Raw genomic sequence first — 13,633 nt, forward strand, 5'->3', positions numbered from 1 at the left:
TCGGAGCGGGGAGCACGGTCGCGCGAACCTGGTCCGCTTTTCCTCCAGCACGGAAGGGTGCCTTTGATCCGGAAGGTGGGCGACCTTGCCGACAAGGAACATCTGTTCGGCCAAGGTAACAAGGCGAACGCGATCTACGACGCCGCATGTATTCCGGACAGGGCGGGACGCATCGATCGCTGCCGCAAAGCATGATGCGGTCGTCCAAGGTCCGGTTTGGGTCAAAGGCCGACAACCTGGCGGGCGGGCTGCGTGTCCGCTTTGCTCTCGGAAGCAGATATCGCGGATTTACGGTGCCCTCAGTTCAGGCCGCGGGGACCCGCGAGCAGGCGCAGCACGATCGCGAACAGCTCGCTCTGTGAGGAGATGCCGAGCCGCTGATAGGCGCGCTTGCGGTAGGTCAGGGTCGAATGCAGGCTGATGCCGAGTCCTTTCGAGATCGCTTCGGAGCTGTAGCCTGCGAGGATGCGGCGGCAGACCTCCTGCTCGCGCGGGGTGAGAGCGGCGAGCGGGGCGCGCGTCGCGAACAGCGTGGCAAGGGACTGATCGGGCGTCGCCTTCTCCTGAAAATGCCGCGCAACGCTCGCGCCGATCGCCGGTGCGATCGCTTCAAGCCGTTCACGCTGCGCAGCGCTGAAGCGGCCCTGGGCGGCGATGCGGTAGAAATTGACGTAGAAGCAGGTGTTACCCGTCCAGATCGCGGTCGCGCATTTGTCGACGATGCCGGAATCCTGGAAGAAGATTTTTCGGTAACGTGCGCCGTACATGCGGGGTGCGAACATTGGCAGCATGATCGGCGCGCCGCCCTCGCCTTCGAACATCGCGTCGCGATTGGGATCGGATTCGTGGAACTGGCCGGCATAGGCCGCGCCGAGATCGCCGCCGATCGGGATATTGCCGGCGTCGAGCAGGCAGCTCGCCGCGCCGGCGCGGCTCAGCGCGAACACCATGCAATGGCCGACCCCGGCCTGCCGACGCAACGTGTCGATCAGGACATTTGGGAAATCGGAGCGGCCGATGGCGAGCACCGCGGACGTGACATTACCCGCCGCTGGATTTGAGGCCGTCGCGTGGGGCCGCATTGGTTTCCTCCGCAAGTCGTTCTTTTGGCGGACGATATCAGCAAGGGGAGCGCGCAGGAAGCAGGCCCCTCCCCCGCGGCGCAACTCATGTGAGCATTTCTCCCGCGGCCATCCTTCGAGACGCCCGCTTTAGGCGGGCCCTCAGGATGAGGATCGAGTGTGCGGCCGCATTTTTGACGAGCACTGATGCCGATTAGCCTCATCCTGAGGAGGCGCGTAAGCGCCGTCTCGAAGGACGAGGCGTGCGCGCAGGCTGCCGCCACGAGTCATATGCGAGAGCCCTGTGGGTCCCGGCTCGGCGCCGCATCGCTTACGCGCTGCGTCGCGTCCGGGACACGTAAGCGCGCGAGTGCTAAGCAGTCCCGTGCCCCGTACGCAGCGCAGCGCCTCTTCAGCGGTGCGCTGCAGAGCCGGGGCCCATGCCAGTCATGGAGTTTAGCCGCGTGCGACGTTCAACCCACCGGCCCCAGTGTCCAATCGTCCCCCGAAAGCGGGCTGACTCTCACGTCCTTGATCACGCCGCGCTCCAGGCTCGGATCGAAATGGCGCATCGTGCGCTCGTTGAAGTCGATGATGCGGCCGGGCCTGAGTGGTCCGACGTCGTTGATCTTGACGATGACCTTCTTGCCTGCGGCCTCAACGAGGGCATATTTCGGCCTCGCGCCAAATTGGACTCCACCAAATTTCCTTCGCAGACTCGTCTTGATGGCAGCCGTCCAGGCAGAGGGATCATAACGCTCGCCGGAGGCTGTGCGCGGACCGCCCTCCTCCTTGCCCGGCTTGAACGGATTGTACATGGACGCAGCGCCGACGACCGCATCCCCGGAGGCGGCATCGACGACGGCGTTTGAGTAACCCCCACGCGTTTCACATCTAGCAACGGTAACAGACACGGCAAGCGCAACCAGGGCGCCGCAGATTGCGGCGCTCGAGCGGAACGTCATCATAACTCCTGTGATTTTCGATCGTCGGTTCCCGGCACCGCAAACAGGGCAAGCGAACGCGGAAGCGTTCATGAAGCTTGCGCCGGTATTTTGCGGATTCGAGCCAACCCCTTGGCTATGGAACCGTTGTGCGAACCAGGGCGGTTCCCACGCAGTGTTTTAAGTTGTCACTGACTAAGACAGAGATTGCGTCAGCAACATGACTTGACGAACAGTCTATTCCGCGGCCGCTTTCACCGGGGTGACATTGATCGCGAGCTTGCCGTAGCGATCCGTAAAAGCCCGGGTGTCGATCTCTTCCAGCTTGATCTCGCCGCTCATGACGCCCTGCTTCCACGCCGCCTGCGCCGGATCGTTCTGGAACTCGGGCATCACCTCGCGGCCGAACAGCTCCAGCGATTCACAGATATGCTCGTGGCTGTTCTTGCCGGCCTGGTTGAGCAAGATGACCTGGTCGATATGCGAAGACTGAAAGCGCTTCAGCTTCTTTCGGATCGTCTCGGGCGAGCCGATCAGGCCGCCGCGCAGCGCGGCCTCCTGGGCTTGCGGATTATCGCGCTTCCACTTGTTGTACTCGTCCCACATGTTGACGGCGTAGGGCGCGGGACGCTGGCGGTTCTGGGAGGCGCCGTAGAACCGCAGCGCGAACTGGAAGAAGGTGGCGCCGTCGGCGCGCGCACGCGCCTCCTCGTCGGTCTTCGCGCACATGAAGAACGACACCAGCGCCATGTTCGGGTTGATCTCGTAGTCGGCCAGCTTGTGCAGCCGCTTGGTGATGGCGTTGTAATAGGCGTGCACCCAGGCATGCGCAGCATCCGCGCTGACGAACTGGAAGCCGAGCGCACCAAAACCGTGGCGGCCGGCGCGCTCGATGGTCGGCAGCTGCGAGCAGGCCATCCACAGCGGCGGGTGCGGCTTCTGCACCGGCTTGGGCACGACGTTGCGCAACGGGATGTCGAAATACTTGCCGTGATGCTCGCTGCCTGCGTCCCTGAACATCGGGAAGATCGCAGCGACCGCCTCCTCGAACACCTCCTGCTTGGTCTCCATGTCGCGGCCGAACGGCTCCAGCTCGGTGATGGACGCGCTCTCGCCCATGCCGAATTCACAGCGGCCGTTGCTGAGCAGGTCCAGCACCGCGACGCGCTCGGCGACGCGCGCCGGGTGATTGGTGGTGAGCTGGAGAATGCCGTGGCCGAGCCTGATCTTCCTGGTGCGCTGGCTCGCCGCGGCGAGGAACGATTCCGGCGAAGGCGAGTGCGAATATTCCTCGAGGAAATGATGCTCGACCACCCAGGCATGGTCGTAGCCGAGCTTGTCGGCGAGCTCCATCTGCGAGAGCGCGTTCTGGTAGAGGGCGAGCTCGTCACCGGCCACCCAGGGCCGTGGCAATTGCAGCTCGTAGAAGATGCCGAACTTCATGGCGCCTCTCCCGATTATTATTGTTGCGGGCACCTTCATCTTAATGAGCGAGGCGGCGCTGTCTATGGAGCAGCAATTCCGCCCTGCGGGAGACCGATTCCTTCGGCAATCCGAACTAGCTAGAGGCCGCCAACCGAGGCGGCCTCACTTCTTGCTGAGATCCAGCATTCGAGCGCCGATTCTGTGTTATGGTTGCGATGGCAGTCAGAGACGGTCAGATGGACGCGTGGTCGATCTTCGTTTTCATTGTCTTCCTTGCGTCGGTACCCCTTGCCACAGAGATGGCTCGGGAGCGTGGACGATCGCGCAAGCTATGGTTTTGGATGGCGTTCTGCGGGGGGCCGTTGGCGCCCTCAGCGCTCCTCGTCCTCGGTGACCGACGAGATAGCGAAGCAAATCACGCTTAACAAATCAGGCCACTCCAAAAATCAAGCTAGATCACCAGAGGTCGGCAGCGACTTCCGGTGTTGGCCCCATAGCGGACGCGGCAAGCATTGTTCGTCGGAGACCGCTTCTGACCTATGCGGACAAGCTACCTGTAGAACTAACGATGTCCGAACTGCGCCACGACCGCATCTCAGACTTCGTATCCGGCCACGGGTATTTGGAGGAGCAACAACATGAAGCAACACATCTTCGAAGAACTGCCCACCAGCTCGATCGATTGCGATGCGCCGGTCATCATGGGCCACATGATGCCGCCGCGAGATCCTGATGAAGATGAAGAAGACGACGAGGACGAAGGAGCGGAAGAGCCCCCGATCGTGCGCGAGCCAGACGAAGACTAGACTAGCCAGCAATTGATAGCCGCCGCTATAATGTCCCCATGAGTTGGGATGACAGAGACTTGGCGCTGCTGAAAGAACTCTGGGCCGTCGGGAACAGCGCCACGCAGATTGCGCGCCGTCTCGGGTGTAGTCGTAACGCGATTTGCGGGCGGCTGACTCGATTGGGCCTGAAACGTGGTCACAAGCCATCAACTGCCAAACCCCAGATCAGGTCGGCACCTAAGCGAAAGCCGCCGCTGTCCGCCGCTTGTGCCCGCACGGTAGGTAAGAAGGTGTCGAAACCAATAGAGAAACGGCAGCCCGAAGAGCTCAGCAAGCGCCAGCTTTACGCCATGCTAGCTGAGGCGGTCAGGAATACGGGCTAAGAGCAAGCCCGCAACGACGTTGCGGCATCTCCTCACGCACTAGGTTCGATACTGTTGGTCGCCGGCCATCTCGCGGAGCGAGACCGTGGCCGCCGCGTCAAAGCTAGCACTTGATTTCCTGCTGCGACGGGCGACAATGACGTCGCGCCAGCTTCCGGTATCGAACTTCATATAAGACGGGGAAAACCCGCTTGGCCACGGCTATACCGTCGCTGCGCGGGAGGGATCGTTATGACGGTAGGGTTCGAGCGCTGGCTGCAGCGCCGACATGATCCAGGCCGCCGGTCTTATCGCAGTAGGATTGCGAACGATGCAATCGCGCCGCTCTGCGAACAATTCAACCTGTTTCGCGGCGCGCTCGCCGCCGCAGCGCCGCAAAAGTGGCACCACCACATGATCATCGAGCCAACGTATTGCGCAGGCGACGCCGTGCGCATGCGTCGAACCACGGAGACGCAATAGACTGAACGGGGCTCCAAGCCGGCAAAAGACTGGCCGCAGGGGCATCAGGTCGAACACATCGAGGGAGGGATGCATGACGACAGTAACCCGACGTAGCGTCCTCAAGGGCGGTACCGCGCTTGCGGGCGGCATGGCCGGCATTCTGGCGACTGGCAGGGCGCCCGCCTATGCGCAAGCCGCCACGGTGCACTGGCTGCGCTGGACCGACTTCGTTCCGGCGTCAGATCAGCTTCTGCGCACCGAAATCGCCAAGGAGTGCGAGAAGTCGCTCGGCATAAAGCTCAATATCGAGACCATCAACGCCAACGACATCCAGGCCCGCATCACCTCGGCGATCCAGTCGGGGTCCGGCCCCGACGTCGTCTGCGTCCTCAACAATTGGGGGCAACTTTACGGCGAAAGCGTCGTAGACGTCAGCGACATCGCTGAAGCACTCGGCAAGAGCCAGGGCGGCTTCTACGAAACGTCCCGCGCTGTCGCCAATGACGGCAAGAAATGGATTGGAGTGCCGTGGTGCATCGTCGGCCTGCAGATCGCGTACCGAAAGTCCTGGTTTGCCGAGATCGGCTACACCGATGGAAAATTTCCCCAGACGTGGGAAGAGTATCGCGAGGCCGGCAAGAAGCTGAAGGCAAAGGGACGGCCCATCGGCCAAACACTGGGCCACACCTTCGGCGATGCCCCCGCCTTCGCCTACCCCTACCTGTGGTCCTGGGGCGGCAAGGAGGTCGAAGCAGACGGCAAGACGGTTGTGCTGAATAGCCCTGCAACCGTCGAGTCGGTTAAATTCATGGCGGCCTTCTGGAAGGACGCCCTCGACGAAGGCGGGCTCGCCTGGGACGATTCCAACAACAACCGCGCTTTTCTGTCCGGGACATGCAGCGCCACGCTCAATGGCGCCTCGATCTACATCGAGACTCTGCGCAAGCCGGATACCTACAAGACGGAGGCCGGCGCGCCGCTGAAGGACGACATCCTGCATGCCGCGCTGCCCAAGGGCCCCGGCGGACAGTTCAGTTATCACGTCCCGTTCTCGAACCTCCTGATGGGTTATTCGAGGAACCAGGATGCGGCGAAGAAATTCCTTGGCTGGGTTCACTCCAAGGACGTGTACGACAAATGGTTCGTCTCCCAGAAGGGCTTCTCGGTCGGCCCGACCACGGATTGGGAAAAGCACAAGCTGTGGGGCGACGACCCGATCATGCTGCCCTACAAGCAAGCCGCGCGCACAGGGCGCTTCGCTGGCTACGAGGGACCGTCAACGCGCAGGGCAGCCGAAGTCGTAACCAAGTACGTCATCGTTGATATGTACGCAAAGGCCGTCCAAGGCATGCCCGCCGAGGATGCCGTGAAGTGGGCGGAAGCTGAGCTCAGGAAGGTCTACGTCTGAGGTTAAGCCGTCTCCTCCCCTTCCTGGGGCAAGGGATCTTCCGGCCGACGAGGATCGAACATGGCGATTAGCGCGGTTTCCGACACGACGCTCCGCGAGGCGCCCCCTCCCCGGCGGCACCGTTTGCTCGAGGACGAGCGCTGGCTGGCATTCGTGCTGCTGGTGCCGACCATCGTGCTGCTCGGCATGTTCATTGCCTATCCCTTCATTCGAGGGATATTGCTGTCGGTCACCAGCTCGCGCGTCGGCATGCCCGGCGACTTCGTCGGCCTCGCCAACTTCTACAAGATCTTCAATGACGGGATCTTTCGCACCTCCGTCTACAACACCTTCCTCTATACGGGCGTGACCACCGTCTTCAAGCTGGCGCTCGGGCTGTGGCTCGCCATGCTGCTCAACCGCAATTTCCGCGGCAAGGCTTTTACCCGTGCTTTCATCCTGCTGCCCTTCATTATCCCGACCGTGCTCTCGACTTTCGCCTGGAAGTGGATGTTCGACCCGACGTTCAGCGTTCTCAATTGGCTTCTCTACCATCTCGGTTTGATCACCGGTCGGATCAATTGGCTGGGCGATCCGGACCTCGCCATGATCTCGATTATCATCGTCAACATCTGGCGCGGGGTACCGTTCTTCGCCATCAGCCTGCTTGCCGGCTTGCAGACCATCAGCCCCGAACTCAACGAGGCCGCCGCGATCGACGGCGCCAAGCCGTGGCAGCGATTCTGGCATATCACCTGGCCGCTGCTGCTGCCCGTGACCATGGTCGTGATGCTGTTCTCGGTGATTCAGACGTTCGCCGACTTCCAGATCGTCTATGTGATGACGGGCGGCGGGCCGGCCAACGCAACGCACCTGTTCGCGACCTACGCCTATCAGATCGGCATCGGCACCGGCCTCTTGAGCGAGGGCGCCGCCATCTCGCTCGCAATGTTTCCGGTCCTGTTTCTGGTCGTCATCATCCAGCTTCTCTACATCCGCCGGGTGGAGGTCCGCTGAGCCATGATCGAAGGCGCAAGGTGGCGAAAGTGGATGTTCTTCTACGTCCCCATGGCGTTGTTCCTGCTTTTCCTGCTGTTCCCGTTCTACTGGATGGTGATCACGTCGGTGCGGCCGGACGGCGAGCTCTACCGGCCCTGGAATTCGGTCAACTACAATCCGTTCTGGACCTGGAAACCGACCCTGGACCATGTCAGGTACCTGTTCGAGGAGACGCTGTTCGCATCGTGGCTGTGGAACACGACGTTCATCGCGCTCGCGTCAACCGCTATCTCGCTCGTGTGCGGCGTGTTCGCCGGCTATGCTCTGTCGCGGCTGAACTTTCCATTTGCCGGCAGCCTGGGCACCGGCATCTTCATTACCTATCTGGTGCCCCAAACGCTGCTGTTCATTCCGCTGGCAGAGATCATACGCAACTATCGGCTGGGTGACACTCCTTGGTCACTGATTCTGACCTATCCGACCTTCCTTATTCCGTTCTGCACCTGGCTCATGATGGGGTACTTCAAGGCGGTACCCAAGGAGCTCGAGGAATGCGCACGCATTGACGGCGCCTCGCGCTGGCAGGCTATGCTCTACATCGTCATCCCGGTGGCGATCCCGGGCATCCTCTCGGCCGGCATCTTCGCTTTCACGCTGTCGTGGAACGAATTCATCTATGCGCTTGTCTTCCTGTCCTCTCCTGAGCAGAAGACGGTACCGGTTGGCGTCACATCGGAGCTGATCCGCGGCGATGTATTCTACTGGGGACCGCTGATGGCTGGGGCCCTGCTTGGATCGATACCGGTTGCTATCGCCTATTCGTTTTTCGTCGAGCACTACGTCGCAGGACTGACCGGATCGGTGAAGGGCTGACAGCACCACGGATTAAGGGAATTCGAAAGCGCGCATGCAGACTGCGCATAGACCCTTGGAAGGCAGGTGGAAGCGAATGGGCCAGGTCGTTCTCAAGGGGATCAACAAGTTCTTTGACAGCGTGCACGCTGTCAACGACGTCAATCTGCAGATCCGCGACAAGGAGTTCATGGTGTTCGTCGGACCCTCCGGCTGCGGAAAGACGACGACGCTCAGGATGATTGCCGGGCTTGAAGCGATCAGTTCCGGCGACATTTCCATCGACGGCAACGTGGTCAATGAGTTGGCGCCGATGGACCGCGACATCGCCATGGTGTTCCAAAACTACGCTCTGTACCCGCACATGAGCGTGTACGACAACATGGCGTTCGGCCTGAAGATGCGCAAATTCGAAAAGCGCGAGATTGACAAGCGCGTGCTGGAGGCGGCTGACATCCTCGGCATCCGCGAATTGCTAACGCGCAGGCCACGCCAGCTCTCAGGCGGTCAGCGCCAGCGCGTTGCGTTGGGCCGTGCTATCGTGCGCCACCCCCGCGTGTTCCTGTTCGACGAGCCGCTGTCGAACCTCGATGCCAAGCTGCGGGTGCAGATGCGCGTCGAGCTGAAGAGGCTGCATCTGCGTCTCGGCACTACAGCCATTTACGTTACCCACGATCAGGTCGAAGCCATGACGCTGGGTGACCGGGTCGTCGTCATGAAAGACGGCATGGTGCAGCAGGTGGGGGAGCCGCTCGAGCTGTACAATCAGCCCGCCAACAAGTTCGTCGCCGGCTTCATCGGCTCCCCGGCCATGAATTTCACCGCCGTTACGGTGACTGAGGCGAACGGATCGCTGATCGCCGAGAACTCCGGCCTGCGCATCAAGCTGCCGGACGAGACCGCGCAGCGGCTGCGCGGCCATATCGGACGCGAGGTCATGCTCGGCGTGCGGCCGGAGGACCTCACCGTGGCGGGTAGCGCTGACCTTGGCCACCCATGCTTCGATGCTGTGATTGAGGTGGTCGAGCAACTCGGCTCGGAAATCCTGCTCGATATGAAGGTCGGCGAGAGTATCATGGTGGCGAGCGTCGAGCCGACCGCGAGGGTGAGGGTGGGCGACAAGCTTCGCGTTGCCATGCGGCCTTCCAGGCTTCATGTTTTCGACGCGCAAACCGAAGCGGCCATCTAGGGCCGACAGTTGGCCAATTCCACTGGCGAGGGGAATTCGCTCAGAACCGGTGACCTCCTATCACCGACTTCGATGACGCCCGGAGAGCGCGAAGGCACTTGGCTTGACCATTTCGAGCCCCTTTTTGCTGGCGGTCTAATTTGAAAAATCGCCCTGTGCCTGGCGTTATGGCGTAGCGGAGCCCGCGACCGCCGCGGCAGGTGCCGCCTCGCGTGGCGCACGGCGGCCATTCAGCACCACGCCGATGAAGGTGAAGCGCACCAGCAGGTGATAGCTTGCCAGCATCGGAGGCAACGCAACGAGGAGGATGATTGCGAACTTGATCGGCCCGAGCCAGTCGAGCTGTGACAGCGCGACCTGCAGCGCCATCACAATCGGCAGATGGATCAGATAGAGCCAGTAGGACGCGTCGGCGAGGTAGCGCCAGGTCGGGCTGAAGCCCGACATGAAGCGGAGCGCGAGACCCATGACCGCGAAGGTCGAGATCCAGATCGCGGGTGCGTAGAGGATCGCGGAGACGAGCCTGAGACTCGCGAAACTGACCGGCAATTTTGGTGCGCCCGGCGCGGACAACATCACACCCGAGAGCACGAAGCAGATCAGGATCAGAACGACCGCGAGCAGCAGGTGCGGCAGCCAGCGCCGCTCGATCGTCCGCAGCAGACCGATCTGCCGGTGCAGCAGCCAGCCGGCGCCGAACGCGGTGCCAAAGCCGATCCAGGCCTGCACGTTGGTGATGAGCGATTGGTCCGGCGTCCTCACGCCCATCACATTGATCCAGCGTTGGTCGAGACAGAACGCGATGCCGATCGGGATCGCCAGAGCCAAGGGGGCCAGCGGATTTCTCATCATTCCTGCGAAGAGGCGATCAATCGCTGCCCGCCAAGTGCCTGATGCATCGAGCCAGACAAATGCGGCGCGCAGCAGCAGCATGGCCACATAGAGCTCGAGTAGCACATAGATGAACCAGAGATGGGTCAGGGGGAAATTCGGCAGCGCCGGCGGCCAAGTGCGGGACCAACCGCCATTCGGGAAATGAGACGCCCAGATCGGGATGAGGCTCATGGGCGTGAACAGGATCGGCCAACCGATCACGAGCGGCAACCCAATCCTCTGGAGCCTGTCCCGGACGAAACCCTGGATGCCCCGGCGATGAAAGCTCATGCGAGCGAAGAAGCCCGCGATCAGGAAGAAGGTCGTCATCCGGAAGACGTGGATGGTGAAGGTCAGCAGGCCCATGAGCAGGCTGGGATGAGTGTCCTGGATGAACCAGAACCGGGGCGTGGCAGGCACGAACGACATCGCCGCGTGCAGGACGATGCCAAGCAGCAGGGCACCTCCCCTCAGCGCATCGAGGGCGTGCAGTCGTTCTGATGCAGGGTCGGCGGTCGAAGGAGACATGGCTGGACTCATTCCGGCTGGCGAGAGGTTGCTGCCGGATAGTCTGGCCAATCGGGGACGGGGCCTCTCGCCCGATCCAAAAATCGGCTAGCCGATTTCTCGACGCGGTTCGCTGATCTCAGCCCTGTCCGGCCGGCTCAAGGCCTCGCGCCGGAATTCGGTCGGGGTTACACCAGTCTCGGCCTTGAAGGCCCGGTTGAAAGGTCCGATCGACTGGAAGCCCGCATCCATGGCGATGGTCAGCACCGGGACTTCCCGCTGCGTCGCGTCGGAGAGCGCCAGCTTGGCATCTCCGATGCGGTAGTGGTTGAGGAACGCATTGAAGTTGCGATAGCCGAGCCCCTCGTTAATGGCCTGGCGGAGCCGGTGCTCGGGGACGTCGAGCCTCGCAGCGAGCGCCCCGATCGCGAGACCTTCCTGCCGGTAGGTTCGCTCCACCGTCATCAGATGGTCGAGACGCCGCAGCAGCATCGGGTCGACGATGACCCGGCCCGCGGGAGCACGATCGGCCGCACGGGCGTCGCTGGATGCAATCGCCGCCGTGGCGCTGTTGACGGGCACGGCTGGCTGCGTGGCGAATGATCCTAGCCCGGCTATCATGGCCACCACGAACAGGGCGAGCGCGGTCGGGAGACTGCCGGGCCCGCCGGGGACCGCGACGGGAATTGCCGCGAAACCGGCACCGGCGACCACCGCGACGAGCCCGACATTGATCGCCAGCATCGCCAGCCGCAGCCGGCGGCGGCGCGCGACAAGATCGGCACGCCAAGTCTTGACCGTCTGGACCGCGGCGGCGAGAGCCAGCACCAGATTGACCAACGCCAGGCCGCGACCGCCAACCCCGGCCAAAGCGGGCCAGTAAGCCCAGCCCAGCGTGAGCGCAAAGCCGAAGGCCACGATGCCCAGCCACAGGACGCCGTGCCATCGCCTCAGCGCGAAATCATCGTCGAACGCTGCGCGCGCCCACAGCCAGAACACGGCGGGTTGGGCGGACAGGATCGGTAACACCCACCACCATGACGATTTGGGGAAGAACGGGGCCGTCGCGATGGCGTAGAATACGCCACCAGCAGACATGGCCATGCCCAGCACAGCCTGCTGGCTGGTCGCATGACGCAGCAGCGCCACGAGAATGATCAGCAGGAACAGGCCGCTCGTTGCGCCGCGCAGACCGAGATCAATGGCCGTGAGCCCCATCACACCTGTCGTCTCCATCAGGAGCTCAACTCTCGCATCGCTTTCGCGCATGCACAATCTAAACTTGTGCTTGCGGTCACGGCGCAAGCATCCGCGCAAGTCGACAGGTTGGTCCAGATCAACGCCGCGGCGGCCCGACTGCTTCAGAAGCGCCGTAAGGCAACGGCCCGGGTGCCGTCCCGATTCGCCATCTCATCCCGAAGAGACCCGAATATGTCGGCTCCTGACGAACGCAGCCTCAGACCACGTGCAGATGCTCGCTGCCAGTCTTGGGCTGACCAAGCAGAGCTGCAAGCGCCGCGATCACCTCCCGGCGCGGCTCCGGCGTTGCCTCAACGGTCCTGAAGAACTCGCCGCAGAATTCGGTCCAGGCCCCGAGGTTGCTGCGGGGAACGCCGATCACGAGGCTCTTGCGGGGCTCGATGCAATGGGCAATCAGGTCGCGCAAGCCCCCGCCTTCCGCCTCGGCCTTACCGAACTTGTTGAGAAAGACGATCTCGGCGTCGGCAAGCTGGGCTTCGACCAATTGTGCCGCTTCGAGCAGGCGCGGCGTGGAAAGACGGCAGGAGATCGCCCCTGCTCCGAGATCCTCGGAGATCGAGATCGACCGGCCGGTGGCGAGCTCGTGCAGAACCATGTCGCAGCGGGACCGGCCCGCCTGAGGCACGTCCTCCTGGATCAGCCCAGCGAGGCTCTTGCCGGAGCGGCGAAGCTCGGCGACGAGACCTGCGAACCACCGGTTGAGATCGGCGCTCGTGTCATAGACCAGGGCAACGCAGATGGCGGCGGAATGTCCCGCCGCGCCGCCCGTCGCATCGCGACCTTGCGCAAGCATGTCCATCACCTCGCCGCCTTCGCCTTGGCGACGTCCGCATCCTGCAGGAAGTCGATGACGCGCTGCACGGGGCCGGCCTCGTCGATATGGTCGAGCATGTCGCGGTACTCCTCCTGCGCCTTGGGCGGCAGCTTGTGTGCGATGCCCTGGTGGCAATCGATGCAGGTCTTGCCTTGTGCGAACGCGGTCTGGTGCAGCTTGGAGGCGCGAGGCTCCTGCACCGCGTACTCCATGTGGTCGAACTTGTGGCAGTTGCGGCATTCGCGCGAGTCGGTCGTCTTCATGCCGCGCCAGACGCTCTTGGCGAGGTCGATACGATGCGCGTTGAACTTCTCCGGCGTGCCGATGGTGCCGAGGATCTTGTGCAGCACCTCGTTCGAGGCCTGGATCTTGCGGACCACCTTGTGTCCCCATTCCTTCGGCACGTGGCAATCCGGACAGCTGGCGCGCACGCCGGTGCGATTCGAATAGTGAACCGTGTTGCGGTACTCGAGATACACGTTCTCCTTCATCTCATGGCAGGAGATGCAGAACTGCTCGTTGTTCGTCATCTCCATCGCCCAGTTGAAGCCGCCCCAGAACACGACGCCGGCGCCGAATCCGACGACGACGATCAGTCCCCAGGCATAGCGTGCCGTCGGCGAGAAGAACCATCGCCACAGCCGCTTCAGACGACCCGGCCGCGCGGCTGCGACGGCGGCGGAAGTGCTGGTGTCTTGCATGTCCCC

15 protein-coding genes are annotated in these 13,633 nt (G+C 62.5%); 8 read left to right on the top strand and 7 right to left on the bottom strand.

The window, feature by feature from the left end:
- The first annotated feature begins 63 nt into the window (after positions 1-63).
- Positions 64-195 carry a hypothetical protein gene (locus CVM73_RS41500; RefSeq protein WP_283809931.1) on the top strand — a complete coding sequence of 44 codons (132 nt, stop codon included), beginning with the start codon at positions 64-66 and terminating at the stop codon, positions 193-195.
- Positions 196-299: 104 nt separating this feature from the next.
- Here the strand turns inward: CVM73_RS41500 and CVM73_RS20270 are convergent, their stop codons facing one another.
- The 3 genes from CVM73_RS20270 to CVM73_RS20280 all read right to left on the bottom strand — a co-directional run bounded on the left by CVM73_RS20270 (position 300) and on the right by CVM73_RS20280 (position 3,448).
- Positions 300-1,082, bottom strand: coding sequence for a helix-turn-helix transcriptional regulator (locus CVM73_RS20270; RefSeq protein WP_100233631.1), 783 nt, complete (start codon positions 1,080-1,082; stop codon positions 300-302).
- Positions 1,083-1,534: 452 nt separating this feature from the next.
- On the bottom strand, positions 1,535-2,029 hold the full coding sequence (locus CVM73_RS20275) for a septal ring lytic transglycosylase RlpA family protein (protein WP_208639229.1): 495 nt from the start codon (positions 2,027-2,029) through the stop codon (positions 1,535-1,537).
- A gap of 213 nt (positions 2,030-2,242) precedes the next feature.
- Positions 2,243-3,448, bottom strand: a complete 1,206-nt coding sequence (locus CVM73_RS20280) for an LLM class flavin-dependent oxidoreductase (RefSeq protein WP_167406935.1) — start codon at positions 3,446-3,448, stop codon at positions 2,243-2,245.
- Between the two features lie 620 nt (positions 3,449-4,068).
- Here CVM73_RS20280 and CVM73_RS40400 point away from each other — a divergent pair.
- The 7 genes from CVM73_RS40400 (at position 4,069) to CVM73_RS20315 (ending at position 9,472) form a co-directional block, all read left to right on the top strand.
- A complete protein-coding gene (locus CVM73_RS40400) occupies positions 4,069-4,236 on the top strand; it encodes a hypothetical protein (protein ID WP_167406936.1) in 168 nt (55 codons plus the stop codon).
- A gap of 38 nt (positions 4,237-4,274) precedes the next feature.
- Positions 4,275-4,601 (top strand): GcrA family cell cycle regulator, encoded by a 327-nt coding sequence (locus CVM73_RS20290; RefSeq protein ID WP_100233633.1) that lies wholly within the window; start codon positions 4,275-4,277, stop codon positions 4,599-4,601.
- A 231-nt stretch (positions 4,602-4,832) separates the two neighbouring features.
- Positions 4,833-5,063, top strand: coding sequence for a hypothetical protein (locus tag CVM73_RS20295; RefSeq protein ID WP_100233634.1), 231 nt, complete (start codon positions 4,833-4,835; stop codon positions 5,061-5,063).
- Between the two features lie 73 nt (positions 5,064-5,136).
- A complete protein-coding gene (locus CVM73_RS20300) occupies positions 5,137-6,453 on the top strand; it encodes an ABC transporter substrate-binding protein (RefSeq protein WP_100233635.1) in 1,317 nt (438 codons plus the stop codon).
- Positions 6,454-6,513: 60 nt separating this feature from the next.
- Positions 6,514-7,449 carry a carbohydrate ABC transporter permease gene (locus CVM73_RS20305; protein ID WP_100233636.1) on the top strand — a complete coding sequence of 312 codons (936 nt, stop codon included), beginning with the start codon at positions 6,514-6,516 and terminating at the stop codon, positions 7,447-7,449.
- A gap of 3 nt (positions 7,450-7,452) precedes the next feature.
- Complete coding sequence (locus CVM73_RS20310; protein ID WP_100233637.1) at positions 7,453-8,304, top strand: carbohydrate ABC transporter permease; 852 nt, start codon at positions 7,453-7,455, stop codon at positions 8,302-8,304.
- A 76-nt stretch (positions 8,305-8,380) separates the two neighbouring features.
- Positions 8,381-9,472, top strand: a complete 1,092-nt coding sequence (locus CVM73_RS20315) for an ABC transporter ATP-binding protein (protein WP_100233638.1) — start codon at positions 8,381-8,383, stop codon at positions 9,470-9,472.
- A gap of 165 nt (positions 9,473-9,637) precedes the next feature.
- Here the strand turns inward: CVM73_RS20315 and CVM73_RS20320 are convergent, their stop codons facing one another.
- The 4 genes from CVM73_RS20320 to CVM73_RS20335 form a co-directional block, all read right to left on the bottom strand.
- The gene (locus CVM73_RS20320; RefSeq protein WP_167406937.1) at positions 9,638-10,873 is read right to left on the bottom strand and encodes an acyltransferase family protein; all 1,236 of its coding nucleotides are present in this window, start codon (positions 10,871-10,873) and stop codon (positions 9,638-9,640) included.
- Positions 10,874-10,960: 87 nt separating this feature from the next.
- The gene (locus tag CVM73_RS20325; protein ID WP_167406946.1) at positions 10,961-12,070 is read right to left on the bottom strand and encodes an AraC family transcriptional regulator; all 1,110 of its coding nucleotides are present in this window, start codon (positions 12,068-12,070) and stop codon (positions 10,961-10,963) included.
- A gap of 238 nt (positions 12,071-12,308) precedes the next feature.
- Positions 12,309-12,905, bottom strand: coding sequence for a DUF2478 domain-containing protein (locus tag CVM73_RS20330; RefSeq protein WP_158237594.1), 597 nt, complete (start codon positions 12,903-12,905; stop codon positions 12,309-12,311).
- Positions 12,906-12,910: 5 nt separating this feature from the next.
- Positions 12,911-13,627, bottom strand: a complete 717-nt coding sequence (locus tag CVM73_RS20335; protein WP_100233641.1) for a NapC/NirT family cytochrome c — start codon at positions 13,625-13,627, stop codon at positions 12,911-12,913.
- Positions 13,628-13,633: the final 6 nt, after the last annotated feature.

It is taken from the genome of Bradyrhizobium forestalis (assembly GCF_002795245.1).
Lineage (GTDB): Bacteria > Pseudomonadota > Alphaproteobacteria > Rhizobiales > Xanthobacteraceae > Bradyrhizobium > Bradyrhizobium forestalis.

What these genes read in the sequence shown, in the direction of transcription:
- CVM73_RS20270 (WP_100233631.1), bottom strand. Translation starts at nt 1,082, where the DNA reads ATGCGGCCCCACGCGACGGCCTCAAATCCAGCGGCGGGTAATGTCACG.
- CVM73_RS20275 (WP_208639229.1), bottom strand. Translation starts at nt 2,029, where the DNA reads ATGATGACGTTCCGCTCGAGCGCCGCAATCTGCGGCGCCCTGGTTGCG.
- CVM73_RS20280 (WP_167406935.1), bottom strand. Translation starts at nt 3,448, where the DNA reads ATGAAGTTCGGCATCTTCTACGAGCTGCAATTGCCACGGCCCTGGGTG.
- CVM73_RS40400 (WP_167406936.1), top strand. Translation starts at nt 4,069, where the DNA reads ATGAAGCAACACATCTTCGAAGAACTGCCCACCAGCTCGATCGATTGC.
- CVM73_RS20290 (WP_100233633.1), top strand. Translation starts at nt 4,275, where the DNA reads ATGAGTTGGGATGACAGAGACTTGGCGCTGCTGAAAGAACTCTGGGCC.
- CVM73_RS20295 (WP_100233634.1), top strand. Translation starts at nt 4,833, where the DNA reads ATGACGGTAGGGTTCGAGCGCTGGCTGCAGCGCCGACATGATCCAGGC.
- CVM73_RS20300 (WP_100233635.1), top strand. Translation starts at nt 5,137, where the DNA reads ATGACGACAGTAACCCGACGTAGCGTCCTCAAGGGCGGTACCGCGCTT.
- CVM73_RS20305 (WP_100233636.1), top strand. Translation starts at nt 6,514, where the DNA reads ATGGCGATTAGCGCGGTTTCCGACACGACGCTCCGCGAGGCGCCCCCT.
- CVM73_RS20310 (WP_100233637.1), top strand. Translation starts at nt 7,453, where the DNA reads ATGATCGAAGGCGCAAGGTGGCGAAAGTGGATGTTCTTCTACGTCCCC.
- CVM73_RS20315 (WP_100233638.1), top strand. Translation starts at nt 8,381, where the DNA reads ATGGGCCAGGTCGTTCTCAAGGGGATCAACAAGTTCTTTGACAGCGTG.
- CVM73_RS20320 (WP_167406937.1), bottom strand. Translation starts at nt 10,873, where the DNA reads ATGTCTCCTTCGACCGCCGACCCTGCATCAGAACGACTGCACGCCCTC.
- CVM73_RS20325 (WP_167406946.1), bottom strand. Translation starts at nt 12,070, where the DNA reads ATGGGGCTCACGGCCATTGATCTCGGTCTGCGCGGCGCAACGAGCGGC.
- CVM73_RS20330 (WP_158237594.1), bottom strand. Translation starts at nt 12,905, where the DNA reads ATGCTTGCGCAAGGTCGCGATGCGACGGGCGGCGCGGCGGGACATTCC.
- CVM73_RS20335 (WP_100233641.1), bottom strand. Translation starts at nt 13,627, where the DNA reads ATGCAAGACACCAGCACTTCCGCCGCCGTCGCAGCCGCGCGGCCGGGT.